Raw genomic sequence first — 22,598 nt, 5'->3', positions numbered from 1 at the left:
TCGAGGGACACGGGGAGCTGGGCTTGGCAACGTCGAAAGTACCGGACATGACGGAAAATCCGAGAACCTCCGCGGAGCCGGATCCGTCGAAGGACGGCATGCCCGGGAAGTCCGAACCAACGGGCGCGGCGGGTGCCTCCGCCGTGGCGAGCGCCTCCGCCGTGGCGAGCGCTTCTGTCGCGAAGAAGGGTGCACGTCAGCGGCGGGTGACGATCACCGATGTCGGCACGGCGGCAGGGGTTTCCACCTCCACCGTCTCCCGTGTTCTCAACGGCACGGCCCGGGTCGACCCCGAACTGGCTCGCCGGGTGCAGGACGCGGTCGCCGAACTCGGCTACCGCCCCAACGCCGCGGCCCAGGGCCTGGCCCGCGGTGAGGCGGGCGCCATCGGTGTCCTCGTGCCCGACCTGTCCAACCCGTACTTCCCCGATGTCCTCAAGTCCGTCTCCGCCGTGGCCCGTTCGCACGGGCGGCGGGTGATGGTGATGGAGTCGGACGAGGACGCGGCGAGTGAGCACGAGCTCGCCGAGGACCTGATGCGCTGCTGTGACGGTGTGCTGCTGTGCTCGCCACGCATGAACCGCGCCGAGCTCGTCGACCTGTCCATGCGTGGCCACCCTGTTGTACTGGTCAACCGGATCGTCCCCGGGCTGAGTCTCCCCTCGGTCTCCGTCGACTTCTACGGAGGGATGACCCTGGTCTGCGGCCATCTCACCCAGCTCGGGCATCGCCGCGTGGCCTATCTGAGCGGCCCCGAGGCATCCTGGGCCAATGCCGAACGCATCCGTGCCTTCGACGCGGCGGCGGCGTTCGGCGTCGATGTCACGGTCATCCCCTGTGGTCATACGGCACGGCACGGTTACGCCGCGGCCGATGCCGTACGAGATTCCGGTGTCACCGCCGTTGTCGCGTACAACGACCTCGTGGCGCTCGGTGCGGTGACCGCGCTGGAGGAGTCGGGCCTGCGGGTGCCCGAGGACATGTCGGTCATCGGGTGCGACGACATCTCCCTCGACGACCTGCCCAGTTCACGACGACTCACCACGGCCTCGTTGGCCCGGGACGAACTGGGCCGGCAGGCCGCCCAGACACTGGAAGCGCTGATGGTCGCCAACGGTGACACCGAACCCAGAGTCATTCCGATGGAGCTGCGGGTACGGCACACCAGCGGCCCTCCGGCTGTGTCTGCGCACTGAGGCCATGCGGGGCGGGGCCCGTTGTGCCTGCGACGGCACAGCGGTCGGCCTACTTGGATTCGACTCGTCCGAGCGGATTGGCGTCGGCCGTCAGCGCGTCGCGCGCCTCCTGCCACGCGGAATCGCCGGGGAAGAGCTCAGAGCGGAGATAGGCGCAGGTGAGGCGCTGAACCGCTGCCACCCGCTCGATGTTCTCGTCCGTGGTCTCGGCTACGTCGTATCCGGACACCCCGCCGAGACCGTGCTCCGCGTCGAACAGGGTGAGCAGGGACTTGGGGCCCGGGGAGAGGACGTACGGGTCGGCATGCCAGTCCGCACCCGCGACCGTCAGGTGGGCGGAGGTGTCCTTGTCACCGGCGACCACGAGCGTGGGCGTCGTCATCTTCGAGAAGTCCGTGGTCAGGAAGAAGGAAAGACTCTCGGCCACGGACTCGGTGAGAGCGTCACCGCCCCTGCCGGGCGCGGCAAGCAGGACGCCCGCCCTGATCCGGGGCTCGGCCAGGTTCACTTCCGTTCCGTCGTCCGGATCGGTGAGCCGGGCGCCGAGCAGCAGGCTCGCGGTGTGCCCGCCCATCGAGTGCCCGGCCACGGCGACCTTGCTGTGGTCCAGCCGCCCGAGGAGCTGCGGGACGGCTGCCTCGATCACGTCGAGCTGGTCGAGGATGCGCGTCATGTCCTCGGCCCGTGACCGCCAGTGCAGAGGTGCCCCGGGGGTGCTCGGATCCAGGCTCAGTGTCCTGGAGCTCAGATGGGTGGGCTGGATCACGACGAAGCCGTGTGCCGCCCAGTAGTTGGCGAGTGGGGCGTAGCCGTTCAGCGAGGAAAGGTGGTTCGAGTAGCCCTGGCCGTGCGAGAGGAGGATGATCGGCAGGTCGCTCCCTGTCACCGGCGCGGAGACTCGTATCTGAAGGTCCACCGCTCGACCCGGGGCCGGCAGGACCACCGGACTGACCGAGAGGACGGGAGCGGGCGAGCTGACGGTGTCGGCCGTCCGAGCCGATGCGGATACAGAGGCAGATGCACTCATGATGCGAAATTCCCTTCAACAGCCTCAGCTGCCGGTCTCGTTCGGGCCGACGGCAGGTGAGGCGGGCAGGAGCATCCGGCTTCGGCCAGGCCGAAGCGGAGCGTTGTTCCGTTTACGGTACGGAACCGTGTTCCGCTTTGTCAACGGCCACCAGGAGGAGGGCGCGGGGCTGCCTGTGAGCCCCTTCGGCTCGCCAACGCTCTGCAGCCCATCCTGGCGTCGGCGGTGATCGCGCACGCCCCCGAGCAACTGCTCAAGCAGGGTTACGCCGTCAGTTCGGTGACCAACTCGTCCAGGGTGTCCGACCGCCAGTTGAACGTGTCGGTGCTCGCCGGCGGGTCCCCGACCGGTCGGTGAACGTAGGCGATTCGCATTCCCACCGCCTGAGCTCCGCGAAGGTCCCAGGCGTGAGCGGCGACCATCAGCACACGTTCTGATGGACAACCTGCCGCGTCGAGTGCGAGGCGGTAGACCTCCGGCGCGGGCTTGTAGGCCTGGGCATCTTCGGCGGACAAGGCCTGGTGCCAGCCCAGTTGGGCGTACGCGTTGAGGCTGAGGAGAGTCGCGCGACTCGCGTTGGAGAGTCCCAGTACGGGAAATCGCCGGGCAAGGCGCGTGAGTCCGGTGACGGAGTCGTCCCAGGGTTTGAGGCGCTGGCTTGCGGTAGCCAGTCGCGCGATGGCGCCCGCGTCGGTGAGGCCGGCGCGGTCGGCCACGCGTTGAGCTGCCTCGCGGTCGATGACCTCGGTGTTGGTGTACGCCCGGCCTTCCTCGGCGATGCGTTGCTGCTCGCGCTCGACATGGTCTCGCCACACCGTGAGCAGCTGCTCGACGGACGTGTCGTCGGCCCCGGGCACCGCGTCGCGGATGGCCGCTCGGAGTCCACCCGGCTCGTCGACCATCGTTCCGAGGATGTCGAAGACGACGACCTCGATGCCGTACGCCTCGGCCATGCGATCCCCTCCTCATGGTGGTCAGGTATGACGCGGCCCGGGACAACACGCAGGTAGCGATTGTTGCCCGACTTTGCGTCACCGGTCAAGGAGGTGATGCATTGGTCGCATCCGTGAGCGGGAATCGACGAAACGGTCCCGGGGACGCGAGGCGAATACTCGGGTGCGGGCGACCCCGGCCCACCTCTAGGCTCCGCTGGGGGGGGAACCGACAGGGCGCCCCGTCGACAGCGGTCAGTCAGCGGATCGGGGATGTGCAGGGGATATGACGTGTCAACTGTTCGCGATCTGCTTCGGAGCAAGCCGACCACTGCGCCTCGCGCAGTTCTGGGCGGGGGTCCTGGGTTGGGAGATGGTCGACGATCCGGACGACGGCGTCACGCTTCTGCCCAGTGATGACACCGGGTTCCGCATCCGTTTCCTGCCGAGCCAGGAGCCGAAGGTGGCCCAGAACCGGATGCACTTCGATCTGACGAGCACCTCTCTGGAGGACCAGCGGCAGACGGTGGACAGGGCGCTGGCACTTGGTGGACAGCACATCGACGTCGGCCAGCGCCCCGAGGAGGGGCATGTGGTGCTCGCCGACCCCGAAGGCAACGAGTTCTGCGTCGTCGGGCCGGGCAACAGCTTCCTGGCCGACTGCGGATTCATCGGAGCGCTGGCCTGCGACGGTTCGCAGGAGGTCGGGTACTTCTGGAGCGAGGCACTGGGATGGCCGCTGGTCTGGGACCAGGACCAGGAGACCGCCATTCGCTCGCCGCACGGCGGCCCGAAGATCACATGGGGTGGGCCACCCGTCGCACCGAAGACAGGCAAGGACCGGCTGCGTTTCGACCTCGCTCCGCCCGTCCAGGGTGATCGGCAGGCAGAGGTCGACCGTCTGCTCTCCCTCGGGGCGAAACGAATCGACGCCGACCAGGGCGAGGCCGGCTGGGTGGAGTTGGCCGATCCCGACGGCAACGAGTTCTCCGTGTTGACGCCCCGGTAGCTCCGCCGGGGTCCGGGTTCGGCGAGGCTCGTAGAGCATGTCCTGGAGAGGCAACTCCCCCCGGTCACAGTGTCAGCGGATCTCCCACAGCCGGACGGTGCCGTCGTTGCTCCCGCTGGCGAGCGTGGTGCCGTCCGGGCTGAACACCACGGATCGCACGGCGCCGGTGTGGCCCGTGAGGGTGGCGACGTTCGTACGCCTCGCAACGTCCCAGAGCCGAACGGTGTGGTCGTCGGGGTAGTCGTTGCCGAACGCGGAGCTGGCGCCGGCGCCCCCGCTGGCCAGCATCCGTCCGTCGGGACTGAACGCCACCGACGTCGCGGCACTGGTGTGGCCGTTGAGAACGGCGATCGTGCGGGCGGACGAGACGTCCCACAGCCGGATAGTGCGGTCGTAGCTGCTGCTGGCCAGTGTGGTGCCGTCCGGGCTGAACGCCACCGAGTGGACAGTGCTGCTGTGGCCGGTGAGGGTGGCCACACTCGAACGGCCCGCGACGTCCCACAACCGGACGGAGGCGTCGTGGCTGCCGCTGGCCAACAGCCGTCCATCGGGACTGAACGCCACCGCCAACACGAATGCGCTGTGGCCGTGAAGTATGCCGACGTTCGAACGGCTCGCGACGTCCCACAGCCGTAGGTAGTCGAAGCTGTGGCCACTGGCCAGGAAGGCTCCGTCCGGGCTGAACGCAACGCACCATGCGTGGTCGTCGGTGACGTTGCGGGTGAGGGCCAGGACGGCTGTCATGCGCCTGGAAGCCACCTTCCACAGGTGTACCGCGTCCCGGGCATCGGCCAGGGTGGTGCCGTCCGGGTGGAAGGCGACCTCGACCGGGCTGAACCGCCGGGCATCGGTCAGTAGGGCGGTCGGACGTCCGTCCTTCGCGGCCCACAACCGGATGGTGCCGTCCGAGATGCCACCGGCCAGAGTCCGCCCGTCCGGGCTGAAGGCCAGCGTGGTGACCTCACCGGCATCGATCATCAGCGCTACATAGCGGATGCCTTCGGTGTAAGCGGTCAATCGGGGTACTGGAGCGAGGGACGCGTCGACGGGGCCGGCCCCTGAGGGACCCGGGGTGAACAGCCCGGCGGTGCGGCCCGGGTCGGCGCGGGAGCCACGACGCGAGGACAGTCGCGACAGGGTCACGCCCGCGGCGGAAACGGCGGCTGCTCCGAGCCCGGCCAGCAGGAGTGAACGACGGCGCCACCGGCCCCCGGCGGGCACACGTCCCACCTCGACGGCGACGGCATCCGCCTGTTCCCCCGGGTGCTGCGCGTCGAGCGGCTGCGCCGACAGCAGCAGGCTCCGCCCCTCCACCCCCTCCGCCGGTGCCAGCCAGTACAGCCGGTATGTCGCGGAAGGCGGAAGCGGCGCAGCGTCGTCACGTACTTCGATCCGCACTCCGGCCGCACGCACCTCGGGCTCGGCGCCCGGTACGTCGGCGATCCGCCCCACCGCGCTCATGATCCGGGCCGATGCCCCGGTCAGCAACGGCAGTTGCGCCGGGGCCAGCCGCCCGGCGGCGTTGGCCGCCACGGTCTCCTCGTCAGTCCACGAACACGCCGCCGGCTCCGTCGTCACCATCCCCCCTCCCAGCGGAACACCCCGCTCCCATCCCTCACATGGCGCACGCCGCAGTTGGGCTGACGACCAGCCATCTCCTCATGCTCGCAGCGAAGTTGAGATCGGAACAGGGGCGCATTCGGTTCAGGACCCGGACTGGTCCGTGTCGGTATTGGCGGCGCCATCCGTGCCGTAGAAACGGCCCTGGTCACACCGGGCGTCGAGCGACAACCGCGTGCTCAGCCGGTGGCAGCGCCGAACCACCTGGGCAAGTGGGTGCGCAGATCCTGCTGATCGTCACCGGCCCACGCGACGTGGCCGTCCGGCCGGAGCAGCACTGCGGGCACATCCAGTTCCTCGCTGACGTCGACGACATGGTCGACGCGGTCCGCCCACCCGGACACCGACAGCCGGCCGGTCTGATCGAGGAGCAGGCCGCGGCCGCCGTGCATCAGCTCGTAGAGGCGCCCCCGCTTCAGCTCCACGTCCCGCATCCGCCTGCCGAGCAGTTCGTGCCCCTCGCCGAAGTCGTAGTGGACCCCGATCGCGATGACCTTTTCGATCAGATACCGGTTCACCTCCTCGAAGTTCATCAGTTCCGACATGAGCCGGCGCACCGACTGGGGACCCGGCTCGGGGGTCATCAGCACGGTCTGCGCGCGGGTGTTGTCCAGCACATCGGCTGCGACCGGGTGCCGTTCGGTGTGATAGCTGTCCAACAGCCCTTCCGGCGCCCAGCCGTTGACCTGGGCGGCCAGTTTCCAGCCGAGGTTGAACGCGTCCTGGATGCCGAGGTTGAGGCCCTGTCCGCCCAGCGGCGGGTGGATGTGCGCCGCGTCGCCGGCCAGCAGGACCCGGCCGGTCCTGTATCGCTCGGCCTGCCGGGTGCCGTCCCCGAAGCGGGAGAGCCAGCGCGGTGAGTGCACGCCGAAGTCGGTGCCGGCGTACACACGCAGTTGCCGCTTCACTTCCTCAAGGGTCGGCGGGACCGAACGGTCCTCGGCCACTCCCTCGGCGGGTACGACGACGCGGTACGGCCCGTCTCCATAGGGCCCGACGCCGAACCGGAGGTGGGTCTTGCGGACTTCGGCCACCACGGCGGCCACCCTTTCCGGCGATTCGGTCACCTCCATCTCGCCCAGCAGTGTCTCGGCCCTGGAGGGCTCCCCGGGGAAGCCGACGCCTAGCAGTTTGCGCACGGTGCTGCGGCCTCCGTCGCAGCCGACGAGGTAGCGCGAGCGCAACTGCGTCCCGTCTGCCAGCTCGGCGATGACCCCCTGGTCGTCCTGGCTCAGCCCGACCAGTTCGCAGCCGCGCCGGACATCGACGCCGAGTTCGGAGGCGCGTTCCGTCAGCAGGCGGTCGGTGACGGGCTGCGGAATGCCGAGAACGTACGGATGTGCGGTGTCCAGCCGGTCCGGCGACGGCTTGGTGATGCCGGCGAAGAAGCCACCGACCGGGTACTGCTTCCCGAGCGCGAGGAACCTCTCCAGCAGACCGCGCTGGTCCATCACCTCGACGCTGCGCGCGTGCAGTCCGAGCGCGCGGACGACCTTGGTCGGCTCAGTCTCCTTCTCCAGCACGACCGCGTGCACGCCGTGCAGCCGCAACTCGCCTGCCAGCATCAAGCCGGTCGGTCCGCCGCCGACCACGATCACGTCAATCATCGAATCCCCCTCATCCAACAAGGCCTCATGGGCCCGTATGCCAACAAAGGCATACACAGTTCGTGACTCACTGATTTCCGCCGTTCCGGCTTCGACCGGAGATTCTGCTGCACGCCCCGGGTCTTGCCGCAAGGCCCCCGGTGCGCTATAGGTTGATAGTGGCGAGGAGAGGGCGTTCTCCTCGCCTTTGCCATGTCCTGGCGGAGCCCCGGGAATGGGTTTCAACTCCGTGGGGCAATGCCCCACCATGAATTCCCGAAGAAGCATTCGACTCGCGTTGGTCGCCCTGCTCACTCTGGTCGCCGCCACGCTGGCCCCGGGCGCGATCACCAGTGCGGGAGCCGCCGCCACCGCCTACACCGATCCGCTGGAGACGATCGGTGCGAGTGAGCGGGCGGGCTACGGCCTCCGTTGGAACGCGGTCACCCCGGAGACGACCGCGAACCTCGATTCGAAGCTCAACAACGTGGGCGTCACCGAGGTGTTGGAGAGCGCAAACCACCCGGCGCGCTCCTGCAACGCAGCCGAGCGGGGCACCCTGCCGACCGCTCCCACCGCGAGCACCAGCTTCTGCTGGGACACCGGCGACGCGACGACCCCGGACTGGCACCCCCAGTCGATCACCAGCTCGGGCGACGCCGACGACGACGGCGCCTGGGGCACCAACAGGCTGATCCTGGCGGGGTGGAGCTATGTCGGCACCGGAACCGGCGACGCCCGCTACAACACCGTCCGCGTCGCCTTCATCGACTACAACAACCCCGCGGCCCCCAAGTACCGCTGGGTGCTTCTGGTAACCCCGACCAGCGGCGGCGAGAACTTCGCCCGGGTCGCCGCGCATGCGGGAGGCATGGCCTGGTACGGGGACAAGCTGTTCGTATCCGGCCAGCAGGGCCACACCAACGCGATCTACGTCTTCAGCATGCAGCACATCCTGCAGGCCTCGGTGAACAGCTACGCGATCGGCAAGGTCGACGGCGGCTACTCCGCCTGGGGCTACCAGTACGTCATGCCGGCCATCGGCTCGTACTCGTACGACGCGGGGGCCTGCACGGGCAACGTGAACACGGCCGTGCCCTGCGTCGGTTCGCTCTCGCTCGACCGCAGCAGCGTGCCCAACAGCCTGGTCACCACCGAATACCTCAACAACGGGACCAAGGGCCGCATGCTGCGCTACAACTTCGGCACCGACTACCTGCTCAACAGCAGTACCGCCTCCGGCTCCTTCGTCCCGGCCGTCCAGGGCTACCGGAGCGGCGTGGGGAACATGCAGGGAGTCCTCGCCCACAACAACATCTGGTACGTCGCACACGCCTCGGCCTCGTCCGGCGTACACGGACACCTCTGGGGACAGACCACGACCCGCAGCGTGGCCACCTGCGGAGGCACCTACCAGTGCTGGGCCGAGCACCCGGAGTCCCTGACCTACTGGCAGAGCACGGGCCAGGTCTGGTCCCTGACCGAATGGGAGAACCTACGGACAGTGTTCGCCGTACCTCTGTCCTCGCTCCCCGACTGAGGCGTGACGCCCTGTCGTCACACCACGCTCACGGGGTGCCGCACCACCGCGTCGAACAAGTACCCCTGCGTGTTCGGCACGGCGGTCACCGGCTGAGTGCGGCCGGACGTGTCGGTGGCGCGGGCCAGCAGGTGGGTGGCGCCGGGTGCCTCGGGCCTCCAGTTGAGCGACCAACGGGACCAGGCACCGGCGCGTGGTCTGTCGTGGAGGCGGGCCGGCCGCCAGCTCGCCCCGGCGTCGGTGCTGACGTCGACCCGCGCGACGGCGCCCGCGCCCGACCACGACCGCCCGTGCAGTACGTGCCTCTGTCCCGCCACGAACGTGGCACCGCTCGCCAGCTCGAAGGCGCTCTTTGTGACCTGCCGCGTGATGGGCGCGCTGCCGCCCTCCGGGTGGGCCGGGCCGAACAGCCGGTAGAAGGTGGTGTTCCACGGCGAGTAGAGCGGCTGCGCGGACACCTCGATGTCACCGACCCACTTGATCGAAGCGATCCCGATCCATGAGGGCACCAACACCCGCACGGGATATCCGTGATCGTGGGGAAGCCGCTCACCGTTCATCTCGTACGCCAGCAGCACGTCGTCCAGCGCCTTCGCGAGCGGCAGCGGACGGCGCACCCGGCCCAGGTTCTCGCCTCCGCTGACGTACTCGGCGTCGAGGCCGCGCGGCTGCACGTCCACGGCGTACGGGGACAGCCCGGCCCGGCGCAACACGTCGGCGAGGCGCACCCCTCGCCAGCGGGCCACACCGATCGCGCCCAGCGTCCACGCGGTCCCGGTGACCGTCTCGCCCTGCTGGGACGTGTAGTAGGAGCGTCCGTTTCCGGCGCACTCGACGAACGCGGTACGGGTGACCGCAGGCAGGGCTCTCAGATCGTCGTACCCGAACTCCACCGCCCGGTCCTCGCCTGGGGCGCCGCGCAGTCCGCTCCCCCACAGCCGCAGCCGCCAATCGTCGGCCTGGAGGACGGGGGTGGCGGTGTGGTTGCGTACGAAGAACCGCTCGTTGGGGGTGTGGAGACCCGTCCCGCGCAGCGCGTCCCAACGGGTCTCGGCGTTGGTGCCACGCTCGATGAACCACTCGGGCGGCAGCGTCTTGACGATCGGCCGGTCGGCGGCGTGGGCGGGACGCGTGGCACCCAGCGCTGTCCCGGCGGCGGTGGCGGCGAGCAGGGTGAGCAGCCGACGGCGGGTGACCCCGTCCGCCCTGGCTTCGCCGGCGAGCCACTGGCGCAGCCTGCGGCGGTCGTAGGCGGATTCCTCGTGGTGGCCGGCGGGGGCGGCAGTAGGCATGGCGAGTCCTCGTCAGAAGAGGTGGAAAGCGCGGGAGCAGGTCAGGCGCGGGCCGGGGCGGGCACCCAGCGGCCAGAGTTCCGAGCACAACACGCCTGCACAGCGAGGCTGTTGATGGGAGGCGCGAAAAGGCCCGTGGTCAGCAGGTCGTCCGACACAGCGCCGCGGCCACCCGGACGAGGTCCACGGCGCGGCGGCGAGTGAGAGGCTCCGGCGACGGCATGCCGGGATGCAAGCACGTGGCTCACGAGGGTGTCAATGGAGCCTTCGTGTCCGGGAGTTGGCCTCAGCACGCTCAGCACCCCTGCCTGCTCGGACACACCGGCAGGAAGCGGCGGCTCGGGCGGCGGGCGGAGGCACGGGGTACGCCGGAAGGCGGGAGTCACCATCGGACAGCGGGCCGGACGGCCGCGGCTGTCTTGCCCTTGACGCGCACGTCAAGGGTTACCGTCTGCGCGCCGCGGGCCAGGCGGCTCCGGCTGTCGCCCGCGCCCACCCATTCCCCCGTTCACACACTCACCTGTCCAGGAGCCCCGACATGGCCACTGTCCTGCCTGCAACGACGCGCGAGATCCTGCTGACCAGCGCTCCAGAGGGGCTGCCCGGGCCCGAGCACTTCTCGGTCGTGGAGAAGCCGCTTTCCGCCCCCGGTCCGGGTCAAGTCCTCGTCCGTAACCAGTACTTCCTCGTGTTCCCGGGGCTGCGCACCCTGATCGGCGGCCAGGTCGACGGTGTACCGCTGCCGCGTATCAACGTCGGTGACGCGCTCTTCGGTCCCGCTGTCGGCGAGGTCGTCGCGACGCCGGCGGGCAGTACGTTGCGGCCGGGGGACGCGGTCACCCATCTGCTCGGGTGGCGCGAGCACGCGCTGGTGGCGGAGGGCGACTGCGCTCCGCTGGGCGATGCGCTGCCCGACCCGGTGGCCCACCTGTCATCCGGGTCGGCCGCGTACGGAGCACTGACCCGGCTCGCCGAAGTCCGCCCCGGCGACACGGTGTTCATCACGGGGGCGGCCGGAGCCGTGGGGTCGCTGGCGGGTTCGCTGGCGCGACTGCTGGGCGCCACGAGGGTCATCGGCAGCACCCGCTCACCGGACAAGGCCGAGCGGCTGCGGGCCGAACTGGGCTACGACGAGGTGCTGGTGCCGGGATCCCAGTCGCTCGACGCGCAGTTGGCCGCCGCCGCGCCGGAGGGCATCGACGTGCTGCTGGACACCGTCGGCGGTGAGCAACTGGCAGCGTCGGTCCGCGCCGCGCGCCGCGGTGCCCGGTTCGCACTGGTCGGCGCTCTGGCCGGACAGCTGTCGCCACACAGGGATGGTGGCAGCGCGCCCGCGGAGATCGACACGTTCCGGATCGTCAACCAGAGCGTCTCGCTGCGCGGCTACAGCGGCATGGACCACCCCGAGGTGACGGAGGAATGGACCAAGCGCTTCGGGGACTGGCTGCGATCCGGCGAGATCACCTTCCCGTACGTACGGGTCCCGGGCATGGATCGGGCGCCGCGTGCGTTGCAGGAACTGTTCGAGGGGCGGCACTTCGGGACCGTCGTCGTGGAGTTGCCGCCACGGTGAGGCTGCAGGGCTCGGTCGCGGGTGGGGCCGGTGCGTGGAAAAGTCCAGGGCGGGGGCGGGATGCGGATCGGGGATGCGGCCGCAGCGGCGGGGACCACGGCCCGGGCGCTGAGGTTCTACGAGGAGCGCGGCGTGCTGCCACCGCCGCCGCGTACGGCCTCCGGACAGCGTGTGTACGGGCCGGACGATGTGGCCAGAGCCCGCGCCGTCCGTGAGCTGCTGGCGCTCGGGCTCACCGTCGAGGATCTACGCGGTGTCGGCGACCGGATCGACGTGCTGATCGAGAATCCGCAACGGCGGTGCGGGTGCCCCGACTCCGGTGTCCCCGGCTCCGGGGTCGCCGACCGCAGACTGGCGGCCCTCAACGCCGAGATCGACCGCCTGACCCGTCTGCGCGACCGTCTCGCACAGCGCGTGGGCGACCGGTCCAGCTCTTCTCCCTCTGCACCTGCGGCGGCCCTCTCCGCCGAGCCCAGTAGACCGTGATCGACAACTTGGTATGGTGCGCGGGCCAGTTGCACCACTTGGAGAGCTGTGGCAGGGCTCAAGGGAGAAGGGCCAAGTAACGATGCAGGCGTCAGAGGTCTCGCGTGCAATGGCCGCGGCCATGTCGATCGCCTCATCACTTGACCTGGCAGTCGACGACGCGATCGTTCTTCATGACTCCAACAAGCTCACTCTGCGTCTGCTGCCTTGTGACGTCCTGGCCCGGGTGGCACCTGTGGATCAACAGGTCGCGCAGTTCGAGGTCGAGCTCGCTCAGCGGCTGGCCGAATCCGGGTGCCCGGTGGCTGCCCTTGAGCCTCGGGTGGAGCCACGCGTCCATGAGCGAGACGGTTTTGTGGTCACCCTATGGACCTACTACGAACCCGCCGCGTCTCAAGAGGTCTCACCGGCCGACTTCGCCAACGCGCTCGAGCAGCTGCATGCCGGCATGCGCAAGCTCGATGTCCCGACGCCGCACTTCACGGATCGAATCGAGTACGCCCAACGACTCCTGGCGAACCGCGAACGCACTCCGGCACTCGCCGACGCGGACCGGGAGCTCCTCGTCGACACGCTACGAAGCCTGAGCCGAGCGATCGGCGAGCGCGGCGGCGCCGAGCAACTGCTGCACGGCGAGCCGCACCCGGGCAACCTGCTCACCACGGAGAACGGGCTGCTGTTCATCGACCTCGAGACGTGCTGCCGCGGGCCCGTCGAATTCGACCTCGCCCATGCCCCCGAAGAAGTCGGCGAGCAGTATCCAGGTGTCGACCAGGACCTGCTGCGCGAGTGCCGGATCCTCGTGCTGGCGATCATCACAACGTGGCGCTGGGACCGAGACGACCAGCTCCCGAACGGGCGCCGGCTCGGCGCGGAGTGGCTCAGCCAGATCCGAGCGGCGCTGGGCCGCAACGGCCTGGATACCGATGGCTGATCGCGGACCTTCGAGGTCGGGCACGGACGACTTCTGATTCCGTCAGGGTTCACAAGCCGTATCTCAACCGGTCATGGAACATGCGGGTCGAACAGGTTTCCCTCCGGGGTGATCTTTCCGTTGTACGCGCATGAGGGCAGGGCCTCTCGGTCGCTCGGGGAACCCGCAACCGGGGCTGCCGCTGGCATCGTGGTGGCCGCGCTGATGTCGATGTCTCGCGGCGCGCCGCCTCGTGTCGGTCTCTCCCGCTGGTTCTGCAGGTCAGCGGCAGTTCCAGCAGGCGTGGGACGCCACGACGCGCAGAGCAAACTCATCCGGGCATCGTGTTCCGCGGCGAGGAATACAGGAACTGGCCCTTCCCCAAGGGTTGTTCCTCGACCCTGCCGCGCCACAGGAGTACGCCGTGGCGTCGCTCCCAGAAGGACACGTACACGCCCTTGACGATCCGCTCCGGTATGAATACAACCGCCCAACCGATGCCCCAGGGGCCCCAGAGCAGGCCGAAAACCAGGCATGACAGTGCGACGAAAACAACGAAGGATCCGTCGAAGCTGCGGCGCATGGACTCGCGCGGGTCGGAGAGTATCGTCTCGGGGTCGGTCAGGGCGACTGCGCTCTCGAAATCGCGCTTCTCGCCGCCCAGCCAGTGCGACCGGATCGAAATCGCCATCAGGCCGAAGAGCGCGCTGGCCCCTAAAACAGCCAAAAGAGAAACCACCTTGCCGCTTTCGGCGTGCGGCAGCCCGCGCACGCCGAAGACCACAGGCGCGGTGACGGCCATGGCGACCCCCACCTCAACGATCGTCGCCAATTGATGGTGAACGTAGCGCACCACAGCTTCCCCCTCCGCACGCACCTGCCCAGGGCGTACGCAGGACTCACTATGTACACCGTGCGTCCCTCGGTAAACCCCCCACCCCCTTGGCCCGATTCCGATGCGCGCCGTTGGTCGTCTGTTCGCACGGCATTGGCAGAACCGTGACTTCAACGCCAGGTTCCGGGGTGCTCGGGAGGCTTCCGGGCCACGCGATGAACGCCGCCCCGAGCCGGGACTGTCCACGACGGCGCGATCATCGCTGGTTTCAGAGGCAGGGCGGACGGCCCGAGGGCTACTGTCAACGGCAGTTGCTGGACGCGATCCGCTAACTGGTCGCGGGCGGGATCTCGTGGCGGGCGATACCCGGCAGGTGCTTCTCAAAGGGCAGCGGGCCAATGGTTTCCGGGTCGGCGGACGTGTTGAACAGCGGGGTGTAGCCGGTGGCCAGGTACAGGCCGCGCGCCTCGGGCTGGCGCGGCCCGGTGGTCAAGTAGATCCGCCGGTAGCCGCGTTCGCGCGCCTCGTGCTCCAGTTCGGCGACGACGATTCGCGCGAGGCCGCGTCGGCGGTGGGCGGAATGCGTCCAGATCCGTTTGAGTTCCGCCGTGGTCCCGTCGTACCGGCGGAAGGCGCCGCCCGCGACCGGCTCGCCGCGCTCCAGGAGCAGTAGCAGCACTCCGCCGTGCGGCCGGGTGAACTCCTCGTCGGGATAGCGGGCGAGTTCGGCGTGCGCGTCCTTGCCGTAGCGCGTCGAGTACTCGTCGCCGAGTTCGCGCAGCAGCGGTTTCACCCGTGGGTCGGCCACCGTCACTTGAATGACCGTCAGCTCGGTTGCGGACGACGGTGGTTGCGCGACTGATGTCATCCATTCACCGCCGCGAGGTTCTGCGTGGGGCGGGCCTCGCGCTCGGCCCCACGCTCGGCGTCGCGCTTGGCGACCTCCTCGCGGACGATCGGGATCACGTACCGGCCGAAGTCGATCGCGTCGTCCAGCAGGTCGTAGCCGCGGGCGGAGAGGATGTCGACACCGAGGTCGTAGTAGTCCAGCAGGGCCTGAGCGACCGTTTCCGGTGTGCCGACCAGGGCGTTGGAGTTGCCCGCTCCCCCGGTGGCGGCTGCTGTGGGAGTCCAAAGGGCACGGTCGTAGCGCTCGCCCGCCTCGGCGATCGCGATCAACCGCTGCGAGCCGGTGTTCTGGGGCTGTGTCAGCCCGTTGTGGCGCTTGGTGATCGCCTCGCCCTTCTCCTTGCGGGCCTTGATCGCGCCGACCGTGCGGTGCGCCTTCTCCCAGGCCAGTTCCTCGGTCGCGGCGATGATCGGGCGGAACGCCACCTGGATACGCGGCACTTCGGTGCGGCCCGCGGCCTTCGCGGCGGCCTTCACGTTCTCGATCTGCTCGGCGGTCTTCGCGAGGGGCTCGCCCCAGAGGCAGTAGATGTCGGCCTCGGCGCCCCCTGCGGCGTACGCGGCGGGCGACGAACCTCCGAACGACACGTCCGGGCGGGGCTGTTGGACCGGGAAGACGTCGCTGACGAAGTCGTGGAATCGGTAATGCTCGCCCTCGTGGTCGAAGGGCTCGCGCGTGGTCCAGATCTTCTTGACGATCCCGATGTACTCGCGGGTGCGGGCATAGCGCTCGTCCTTGGTGAGGGTGTCGCCCTCGCGGCCCTGCTCCTGGTTGTTGCCGCCGGTGATGAAGTGCACGGTCAGCCGGCCCTCACTGATCTGGTCGAGGGTGGCGAAGGTCTTGGCGGCGAAGGTCGGGTACGAGACGTTGGGCCGGTGGGCGAGCAGGATCTGGAGGCGGTCCAGCCTGCTCGCGATGTAGGCGGCGGCCGGCGCGGGGTCCGGCGATCCGGAGCCGTAGGCGAACAGCACCCGGTCCCAGCCGTGCTCCTCGTGCGCCCGGGCCAGCCGGAGCGTGTACTCCTTGTCGAAGGCGGCGCCGGACCGGGCGGTGGTTTCGGATCCGTTGTTGGTCGCGGCGATGCCGAGGAACTCCACGGGCATGGGAATGGCCTTTCGTACGGGCTGGCGGAACGGTCCGTTGCACAGCGGGATGTGACTGCTCGTCAGGGACGGCACCTCAGAGAAGTGGTGCGGCTCGGAGCGAACGTGGCGACCCTGCGCGTCGGACGAACCGGACGGCGGCAGCGCGCGCCAGGGCTCGCAGGACCACGCCCTTGCGCGGGTCAGTGCCTGCGCGCGTCAGTGCCTGCGAGGGTCCGTGGCCCGAAGGGGGAGCTCGGTCCGCGACGGGGTCACCGAGGAGGGAAGGGCCGACGGACGGCCCACCGCCCGAGTCAGGCGCAACACGCCGCGGACCACACTCGACCGAAGTCGATGTGGTCACGCGAGACCAAGCGCGGCTGGGCGTTCATGCGGCCAATTGAGCAATAGATCTCGCTCATCGTCAACCGACGCCCGCATGCCGGACCGGCTCCGGCAGCTTGCTCACCGGCCGGCGACGGCGGTGAAGTCCAGACACCGTAACGATCATTCCCTATATTTCCTATCGATTTACTAGGGAAGTATTGACGGCGCCCTCCTGGGCTGCGCAGGATGATGCACATGTGCCCCACGCAGCAACGACTCGTTCGTCGTCGGCATGTCGACTTTGGTCACGTCGTCAGCGCCGCCTGCTGTCGCGCCTAGGGCACGCGCCTCGCACATCACGCGTGCCGCTCCGCTCCTTCAGGTGAACTCACCCACCGCTCCCGACAGCCCGACATCCTTCTGAAGGACGACCGCCATGACCACGGCACTTCCGGCTCAGCCCGCTCCCTCGCATTCGCCGCTCCCCGACGTGCGCCATCTCCGCCTGGTGGGCGACACCCCACGGAGTGGCACCGGGGATCACGATGCGCCGCCGCTCGTCGGCTATCTCCTGTTCGTTCCCGAGGGCACCGATCCCGCCGACCTCTTCGCCAAGGACGGGGTACGGCCGGACCTCCGGCCGGTGACCTACGACGACTCGCCTCCCGCGCCACGGACGGGCGATGACAGCATCCACGTCGACACCACGCGACATGTCGCGGAGGCGGACGGGCGTGAACTCGACCTCACCTACCTCGAGTTCGAGCTGCTGGCCCATCTCGTTCTGCGCCCCCACCAGGTCCACTCGCGCGAGCAGTTGGTGGCCAACGTATGGGGCTACGACCATGTCGGCGACGGCCGCACCGTGGACGTCCACATCGCGCGCCTGCGCCGCAAGCTGGGCAAGGCTCACCAGCACCGGATCGTCACCGTACGGCGCGTGGGCTACAAGTACGTGCCCGACCAGCAAACGAGCCCCGACGCCGCTCTCTGCGGCCGGCCTTGAGGAGACCTGTCCCATGGGCTTTGCCCCCGCGCTGTCCGGTCCCGCCCCGGAGTCCGACGGGACCGCGACGGGCCGTGCGCACTGGCTGCGCGTGGCCCGCGAGACGGCGGACGACCTGGCCACGGACGCGGTGGTCAGGGAGCAGGCGGGCAAGGTCCCGTTCGACGAGGTGTCCCGGCTGCGCGAGGCGGGGCTGCTGACACTGCTGATACCGGCCGAGCTCGGGGGCGCGGGCGAGGACTGGCCGACGGCCTACGCCGTCGTCCGGGAGATCGCCGCGGCCGACGGCGCCATCGGCCAGCTCCTCGGCTGTCACTACTTCATGTCATGGAGCGCCCGGTTCCTCACCGAGCCCGCTCTCGCCTCGCAGGTCGGGCGGGAGTCGGCGGCGGAGCAGTGGTGCTGGGGCGGTGGTTTCGCCCGCCAGGAACCGCCTCTCGCACTGAACAGGACCGCCGGTGGTTACCTGCTGGACGGTCGGCAGAGTTACGTCACCGGGGTCCTGGTCGCCGATCGGCTCGTCGTACGGGCCGTGCGGACCGACACCGGCGAGCCGCTCGCCGTGGTCGTCGATCCCGCCCGGCACGGTGTGGTGATCGACGGCGACGCCGACCCCTTCGGCCAACGGCTCGCGGCCGGCGGCAGCGTGGAGTTCGACGGCGTACCGGTCGGCGCCGACGATGTGATCGGCTCCTTGTCCACGGACGAGGACGCCCTTTCGCCCGTGGCCTCCCTGGCGTCACCCGTCGGGCGACTCGTGTCCGTCCAGCTCCGTCTCGGCATGGCCGAGGGAGTGCTCGCCGAGGCCCGTGAGTACAGCCGGGCGGGCCACTCCCCCTGGGACCCGGCCTGGCCGGCGGGCTCTCCGCAGGACCCGCAGGTGCTGACCACGTACGGGGAGCTCACCGTCCTCACCCGCTCCGCGTCCGCGCTCACCGATCAGGCTCTGGATGCCTTGCAGGACGGGCTGGAGCGCGGCGAGGACCTCACGTACGACGAGTACGCGGAGATATCGGTCCTCGTGGCGATGGCCGAAGCCGCCGCCTCCAGGGCCGTGCAGGACTGCACCGCCCGCGCACTGGACGTCATCGGCGCCCGCTCCACGTCCTCGCGGCTGGGCTTCGACCGCTTCTGGCGCAATGCCAGGACCCACACCTTGTACGAGCCCGTGGCCGACCGAATTCGCGATGTCGGGGACTACTTCCTGAACGGCGCGCACCCTCCGTTCGTCCTGCCCGCCTGACCTCTCAAGGCCCTGCCTCGACCTCCGGCGACCTGAACCTTTGACCGCCGGACGGAAAGGGGCCCCCGGCAGCCCACCCGCGGCGGACGCCGACCGATTTCGTACGGGATAATGAACGCATGCGGATCTCAGCCAGGGCGGACTACGCGGTACGTGCCGCACTGCAGCTCGCCGCGTCACGAGACGACGGGCCGCTGAAGGCCGAGGCCATCGCCGACGCCCAGGACATCCCGCACAAATTCCTCGAAGGCATCCTGAACGACATGCGCCGGGGTGGACTCGTCCTCAGCCAGCGCGGCGGCAACGGCGGCTACCGGCTCGCCAAGCCCCCCGAGTCCATCAGCATCGCCGACGTCATTCGCGTCGTGGACGGACCGCTGGTATCGGTCCGCGGGGTCCGCCCTCCCGACCTGTCCTACACCGGACCCGCCCAGTCGCTGCTTCCCCTGTGGATCGCGCTGCGCTCCAACGTGCGCGAGATCCTTGAGGGCGTATCCCTCGCCGACGTCGCGTCGGCCGAATTGCCCGCCGGGGTGTCCGCGCTGACCGACGCCCCCGGCGCCTGGACGAACCCCTGACCACAGGGCCGCTCCCAGCCTGATCTCACATTTTGAGATCAGGCTGTCCATTATATGAATACCCTCTTGGGGTGAACGCCGCCTTCTGTCACGATCCCCATCAACCAGGTGGGAAAACTAGGGAACTGCGGGGTGGCCATGAGAACGCACAACCGCACAGACCGGTTGCTGCCCCTTCTGACCTCGCGTCGCCACATCGACCTCGGCCGTACGTCCAGCGCCATCTGTCGACCCGTCTGACGCCGTCCGCTGAACCTGGTGGCTCGCGCAGAACACCGCTGCGCCCCCTGCCACCCCGCCCCTCTCGGCGGACCGGACGCTCCTCGACACTCCTGGCTGACTGCGTCACCCGCACATCCCCATGACCGCATGCCTTCGGGCGCGGCGTGGCTGTGACGGCGACGCACCATCCACTCCGGCAACACCGGCCACCATCCGCGCCTCAGCCCGCGACGGCATTCCCGCCGCCGAGGGCCGGTAGCGGAGTGCTGGTGCGCGCCAACGGGCTCTGCGCCTCGCAATTCCGAACCTCCTGACAACCCATCCCTGAGAGGACACCTCCGTGTCTGCCGCACGACCGCTCACCACCCTGCGCACCATCGCCGCCATAGCCGCGCTCCCCCTGCTCGCTCTCACTGCCTGCGGTTACGGGTCCGAGTCGAAGGACAACGACACCTCGAAGGTGGCGGCCGAGGGCAAGAAGCTCTCCGCGGACACCGTGCGGATCGGCTACTTCCCCAACCTCACGCACGCCACCGCCCTGGTCGGCGACCAGGAAGGCCTGCTGCAGAAGGAACTCGGCGGCACGAAGGCCACCTACTCCCAGTTCAACGCGGGCCCCGCCGAGATCGAGGCACTCAACTCGGGCTCCATCGACATCGGCTGGATCGGCCCCTCCCCCGCCATCAACGGCTACAGCACCACCGACGGCAAGGGCCTGCGCATCATCGGCGGCTCCGCCTCCGGCGGCGTCAAGCTCGTCGTCAACCCCGACAAGGTCACGTCCCTGAAGGACATCAAGGGCAAGAAGATCGCCACCCCACAGCTGGGCAACACCCAGGACGTGGCCTTCCTCAACTGGATCGCCGAGCAGGGCTGGACCGTCGACGCACAGAGCGGCAAGGGCGACGTCTCCGTGGTCCGCACCGACAACAAGATCACCCCGGACGCCTACAAGTCCGGCTCCATCGACGGCGCCTGGGTGCCCGAGCCGACCGCGTCCAAGCTGGTCGCCGAGGGCGGCAAGGTCCTCCTGGACGAGGCCGACCTGTGGCCCGACAAGAAGTTCGTCATCACCAACATCATCGTCTCCCAGAAGTTCCTGGCCGCCCATCCGGATGTGGTGCAGGCGGTGCTGCGCGGCTCGGTGAAGACCAACACCTGGATCAACGCCAACCCCGACAAGGCCAAGGCCGCCGCCAACACCAAGCTGCAGGAACTGTCCGGCAAGCCGCTGCCCGCCAACGTGCTCGACCCGGCCTGGAAGTCGATCCAGTTCACCGACGACCCACTGGCCTCCACCCTCAACACCGAGGCCGCCCACGCGGTCAAGGCCGGCCTGCTCAAGCAGCCGAAGCTGGACGGCATCTACGACCTCACCCTGCTGAACAAGGTCCTCACCGCCGAGGGCAAAACCACGGTCGACGACGCCGGACTCGGCGTCAAGTAACCCCCGCACCCGCCCCTTTCACCCATGAGTTCCCAGGAGGTGACGACCATGGCAACCGCCCTCGCCAAGGCCGCCGACGCCACGACGTCGGTGGAGCACGCCGCGCGGATCGAGCACGTCTCGAAGTCCTTCACCACACCCGCCGGCCGCCAGCTCGTCCTGGACGACATCACCCTCGATGTCGCCCCCGGCGAGTTCGTCACCCTCCTGGGAGCCTCCGGCTGCGGCAAGTCCACCCTCCTCAACCTCGTCGCCGGCCTCGACCAGCCATCAGCCGGTGGCATCAGTACCGACGGCCGCCCCGCCCTGATGTTCCAGGAACACGCCCTGTTCCCCTGGCTGACCGCCGGCAAGAACATCGAACTCGCCCTCAAACTCCGCGGTGTCGCGAAGACCGAACGCCGCGACAAGGCCGAGGAACTGCTCGCCCTGGTCCGGCTGAACGGTGCCTACGGCAAGCGGGTGCACGAGCTGTCCGGCGGGATGCGCCAGCGCGTCGCACTGGCCCGCGCCCTCGCCCAGGACAGCAAACTCCTCCTGATGGACGAGCCGTTCGCCGCCCTGGACGCCATCACCCGCGACGTGCTGCACGACGAACTCACCCGCATCTGGCGCGAGACCAGCGTGTCGGTGCTCTTCGTCACCCACAACGTCCGCGAAGCCGTCCGCCTCGCCGAACGCGTAGTGCTGCTGTCCTCCCGGCCGGGACGGATCGCGCACGAGTGGACGGTCGACATCCCGCAGCCACGCCGTATCGAGGACTCCGCCGTCGCGGACCTGTCCGTCGAGATCACCGAACAACTGCGTGGGGAGATCCGCCGCCATGGCCAGCACTGACCCCGGGGTCGACATCAAGAAGGACGACTCCCCGGCAGCCGGGCAGTCCCAGGACCCGCACGATCTGGCGGGACTTGAGGCCGGCCTCGACGCGCTGGATACGGTGCGGGTCGACCGTACGCCGGTACGCGAGACCCTGATACGCAAGGTGCTGCCGCCCGTCGTCGCCGTGGCGCTGGTGCTGGTGGTCTGGCAAGTCCTGGTCTGGGCGAAGGTCACCGACAGCTACAAGCTGCCCGCACCGTCCGCGGTCTGGGACGAGCTGACCGACGCCTGGCGACAGGGCACCTTGCTGGAGTACATCTGGACCAGCGTCTCCCGCGGCCTGCTCGGCTTCCTGATGGCCCTGGCGATCGGCACGCCGCTGGGCCTGCTGGTCGCCCGCGTGAAATTCGTCCGCGCCGCCATCGGCCCGATCCTGTCCGGACTCCAGTCACTGCCGTCCGTGGCCTGGGTGCCACCCGCTGTGCTCTGGCTGGGCCTCAACAATTCGATGATGTACGCGGTGATCCTGCTGGGCGCGGTCCCCTCGATCGCCAACGGGCTGGTCTCCGGCGTCGACCAGGTACCCCCGCTCTACCTGCGGGCCGGCCGCACACTCGGCGCCACCGGACTGCGCGGCACCTGGCACATCGTGATCCCCGCCGCCCTCCCCGGCTACCTCGCCGGCCTCAAACAGGGCTGGGCCTTCTCCTGGCGCTCCCTCATGGCCGCCGAGATCATCGCCTCCTCACCCGACCTGGGCATCGGCCTCGGCCAGCTCCTGGAAAACGGCCGCACCGCCAACAGCATGTCCATGGTCTTCCTCGCCATCCTCCTCATCCTGATCGTCGGAATCGCCATCGACCTGCTCATCTTCAGCCCGCTGGAGCGGCGGGTACTGCGCAGCCGGGGCCTGCTGGTCAGCAACTGAACGACGGGATCGTGACCGGTGTGG

The 22,598-nt window shown here is 69.2% G+C and carries 22 protein-coding genes; 13 read left to right on the top strand and 9 right to left on the bottom strand.

Annotation, left to right across the window (positions count from 1 at the left end):
- Nucleotides 1–47: 47 nt before the first annotated feature.
- Entirely contained in the window at nt 48–1,196 is a 1,149-nt protein-coding gene (locus JEQ17_RS46855) for a LacI family DNA-binding transcriptional regulator (protein WP_234048640.1), read from the top strand.
- 49 nt (nt 1,197–1,245) lie between these two features.
- Here JEQ17_RS46855 and JEQ17_RS46850 read toward each other — a convergent pair whose 3' ends face one another.
- Both JEQ17_RS46850 and JEQ17_RS46845 read right to left on the bottom strand, forming a co-directional pair.
- A complete protein-coding gene (locus JEQ17_RS46850) occupies nt 1,246–2,223 on the bottom strand; it encodes an alpha/beta hydrolase family protein (RefSeq protein WP_200401040.1) in 978 nt (325 codons plus the stop codon).
- A 263-nt stretch (nt 2,224–2,486) separates the two neighbouring features.
- Complete coding sequence (locus tag JEQ17_RS46845) at nt 2,487–3,176, bottom strand: haloacid dehalogenase type II (RefSeq protein ID WP_200401039.1); 690 nt, start codon at nt 3,174–3,176, stop codon at nt 2,487–2,489.
- Between the two features lie 265 nt (nt 3,177–3,441).
- On the opposite strand from JEQ17_RS46845, the gene JEQ17_RS46840 reads away from it, so the two are divergent.
- Complete coding sequence (locus tag JEQ17_RS46840) at nt 3,442–4,164, top strand: VOC family protein (RefSeq protein ID WP_200401038.1); 723 nt, start codon at nt 3,442–3,444, stop codon at nt 4,162–4,164.
- Nucleotides 4,165–4,236: 72 nt separating this feature from the next.
- Here JEQ17_RS46840 and JEQ17_RS46835 read toward each other — a convergent pair whose 3' ends face one another.
- The gene (locus JEQ17_RS46835; RefSeq protein WP_200401037.1) at nt 4,237–5,745 is read right to left on the bottom strand and encodes a WD40 repeat domain-containing protein; all 1,509 of its coding nucleotides are present in this window, start codon (nt 5,743–5,745) and stop codon (nt 4,237–4,239) included.
- 218 nt (nt 5,746–5,963) lie between these two features.
- Nucleotides 5,964–7,391: a rifampin monooxygenase gene (rox, locus tag JEQ17_RS46830; RefSeq protein WP_200401036.1), complete on the bottom strand. Its 1,428-nt coding sequence runs from the start codon at nt 7,389–7,391 to the stop codon at nt 5,964–5,966.
- 247 nt (nt 7,392–7,638) lie between these two features.
- On the opposite strand from rox, the gene JEQ17_RS46825 reads away from it, so the two are divergent.
- The gene (locus JEQ17_RS46825) at nt 7,639–8,910 is read left to right on the top strand and encodes a hypothetical protein (protein ID WP_200401035.1); all 1,272 of its coding nucleotides are present in this window, start codon (nt 7,639–7,641) and stop codon (nt 8,908–8,910) included.
- 17 nt (nt 8,911–8,927) lie between these two features.
- Here the strand turns inward: JEQ17_RS46825 and JEQ17_RS46820 are convergent, their stop codons facing one another.
- Nucleotides 8,928–10,202 (bottom strand): sulfite oxidase, encoded by a 1,275-nt coding sequence (locus JEQ17_RS46820; RefSeq protein ID WP_200401034.1) that lies wholly within the window; start codon nt 10,200–10,202, stop codon nt 8,928–8,930.
- Nucleotides 10,203–10,341: 139 nt separating this feature from the next.
- On the bottom strand, nt 10,342–10,425 hold the full coding sequence (locus JEQ17_RS50965) for a putative leader peptide (protein ID WP_383381850.1): 84 nt from the start codon (nt 10,423–10,425) through the stop codon (nt 10,342–10,344).
- A gap of 315 nt (nt 10,426–10,740) precedes the next feature.
- On the opposite strand from JEQ17_RS50965, the gene JEQ17_RS46815 reads away from it, so the two are divergent.
- From JEQ17_RS46815 to JEQ17_RS46805, 3 genes are all read left to right on the top strand, one after another.
- A complete protein-coding gene (locus JEQ17_RS46815) occupies nt 10,741–11,775 on the top strand; it encodes an MDR family NADP-dependent oxidoreductase (RefSeq protein ID WP_200401033.1) in 1,035 nt (344 codons plus the stop codon).
- A 60-nt stretch (nt 11,776–11,835) separates the two neighbouring features.
- Entirely contained in the window at nt 11,836–12,261 is a 426-nt protein-coding gene (locus JEQ17_RS46810) for a MerR family transcriptional regulator (RefSeq protein ID WP_200402079.1), read from the top strand.
- Between the two features lie 82 nt (nt 12,262–12,343).
- A complete protein-coding gene (locus JEQ17_RS46805; protein WP_200401032.1) occupies nt 12,344–13,195 on the top strand; it encodes a phosphotransferase enzyme family protein in 852 nt (283 codons plus the stop codon).
- 310 nt (nt 13,196–13,505) lie between these two features.
- On the opposite strand, the gene JEQ17_RS46800 is transcribed toward JEQ17_RS46805, so the two are convergent.
- From JEQ17_RS46800 to JEQ17_RS46790, 3 genes are all read right to left on the bottom strand, one after another.
- Nucleotides 13,506–14,030 carry a hypothetical protein gene (locus JEQ17_RS46800; protein WP_200401031.1) on the bottom strand — a complete coding sequence of 175 codons (525 nt, stop codon included), beginning with the start codon at nt 14,028–14,030 and terminating at the stop codon, nt 13,506–13,508.
- 307 nt (nt 14,031–14,337) lie between these two features.
- Nucleotides 14,338–14,877, bottom strand: coding sequence for a GNAT family N-acetyltransferase (locus JEQ17_RS46795; protein ID WP_200401030.1), 540 nt, complete (start codon nt 14,875–14,877; stop codon nt 14,338–14,340).
- On the bottom strand, nt 14,874–16,022 hold the full coding sequence (locus tag JEQ17_RS46790; RefSeq protein ID WP_200401029.1) for an LLM class flavin-dependent oxidoreductase: 1,149 nt from the start codon (nt 16,020–16,022) through the stop codon (nt 14,874–14,876). The genes JEQ17_RS46795 and JEQ17_RS46790 overlap by 4 nt, the downstream gene beginning before the upstream one ends.
- A 742-nt stretch (nt 16,023–16,764) precedes the next feature.
- Here JEQ17_RS46790 and JEQ17_RS46785 point away from each other — a divergent pair.
- The 7 genes from JEQ17_RS46785 (at nt 16,765) to JEQ17_RS46760 (ending at nt 22,574) form a co-directional block, all read left to right on the top strand.
- Nucleotides 16,765–17,334 (top strand): winged helix-turn-helix domain-containing protein, encoded by a 570-nt coding sequence (locus JEQ17_RS46785; protein WP_200401028.1) that lies wholly within the window; start codon nt 16,765–16,767, stop codon nt 17,332–17,334.
- Nucleotides 17,335–17,347: 13 nt separating this feature from the next.
- Nucleotides 17,348–18,577 (top strand): acyl-CoA dehydrogenase family protein, encoded by a 1,230-nt coding sequence (locus JEQ17_RS46780; RefSeq protein ID WP_200401027.1) that lies wholly within the window; start codon nt 17,348–17,350, stop codon nt 18,575–18,577.
- Nucleotides 18,578–18,696: 119 nt separating this feature from the next.
- Complete coding sequence (locus JEQ17_RS46775) at nt 18,697–19,155, top strand: RrF2 family transcriptional regulator (protein WP_143643055.1); 459 nt, start codon at nt 18,697–18,699, stop codon at nt 19,153–19,155.
- Between the two features lie 138 nt (nt 19,156–19,293).
- On the top strand, nt 19,294–19,395 hold the full coding sequence (locus tag JEQ17_RS50960) for a putative leader peptide (protein WP_364185593.1): 102 nt from the start codon (nt 19,294–19,296) through the stop codon (nt 19,393–19,395).
- A gap of 322 nt (nt 19,396–19,717) precedes the next feature.
- Nucleotides 19,718–20,824, top strand: a complete 1,107-nt coding sequence (locus JEQ17_RS46770; protein WP_200401026.1) for an aliphatic sulfonate ABC transporter substrate-binding protein — start codon at nt 19,718–19,720, stop codon at nt 20,822–20,824.
- A 48-nt stretch (nt 20,825–20,872) separates the two neighbouring features.
- The gene (locus JEQ17_RS46765) at nt 20,873–21,661 is read left to right on the top strand and encodes an ABC transporter ATP-binding protein (RefSeq protein ID WP_200401025.1); all 789 of its coding nucleotides are present in this window, start codon (nt 20,873–20,875) and stop codon (nt 21,659–21,661) included.
- The gene (locus JEQ17_RS46760; protein WP_200401024.1) at nt 21,648–22,574 is read left to right on the top strand and encodes an ABC transporter permease; all 927 of its coding nucleotides are present in this window, start codon (nt 21,648–21,650) and stop codon (nt 22,572–22,574) included. The genes JEQ17_RS46765 and JEQ17_RS46760 overlap by 14 nt, the downstream gene beginning before the upstream one ends.
- Nucleotides 22,575–22,598: the final 24 nt, after the last annotated feature.

Source organism: Streptomyces liliifuscus (genome assembly GCF_016598615.1).
Lineage (GTDB): Bacteria > Actinomycetota > Actinomycetes > Streptomycetales > Streptomycetaceae > Streptomyces > Streptomyces liliifuscus.
Note: the sequence above shows the minus strand (reverse complement) of the source record. Positions and strands in the feature narration are given on the sequence as shown.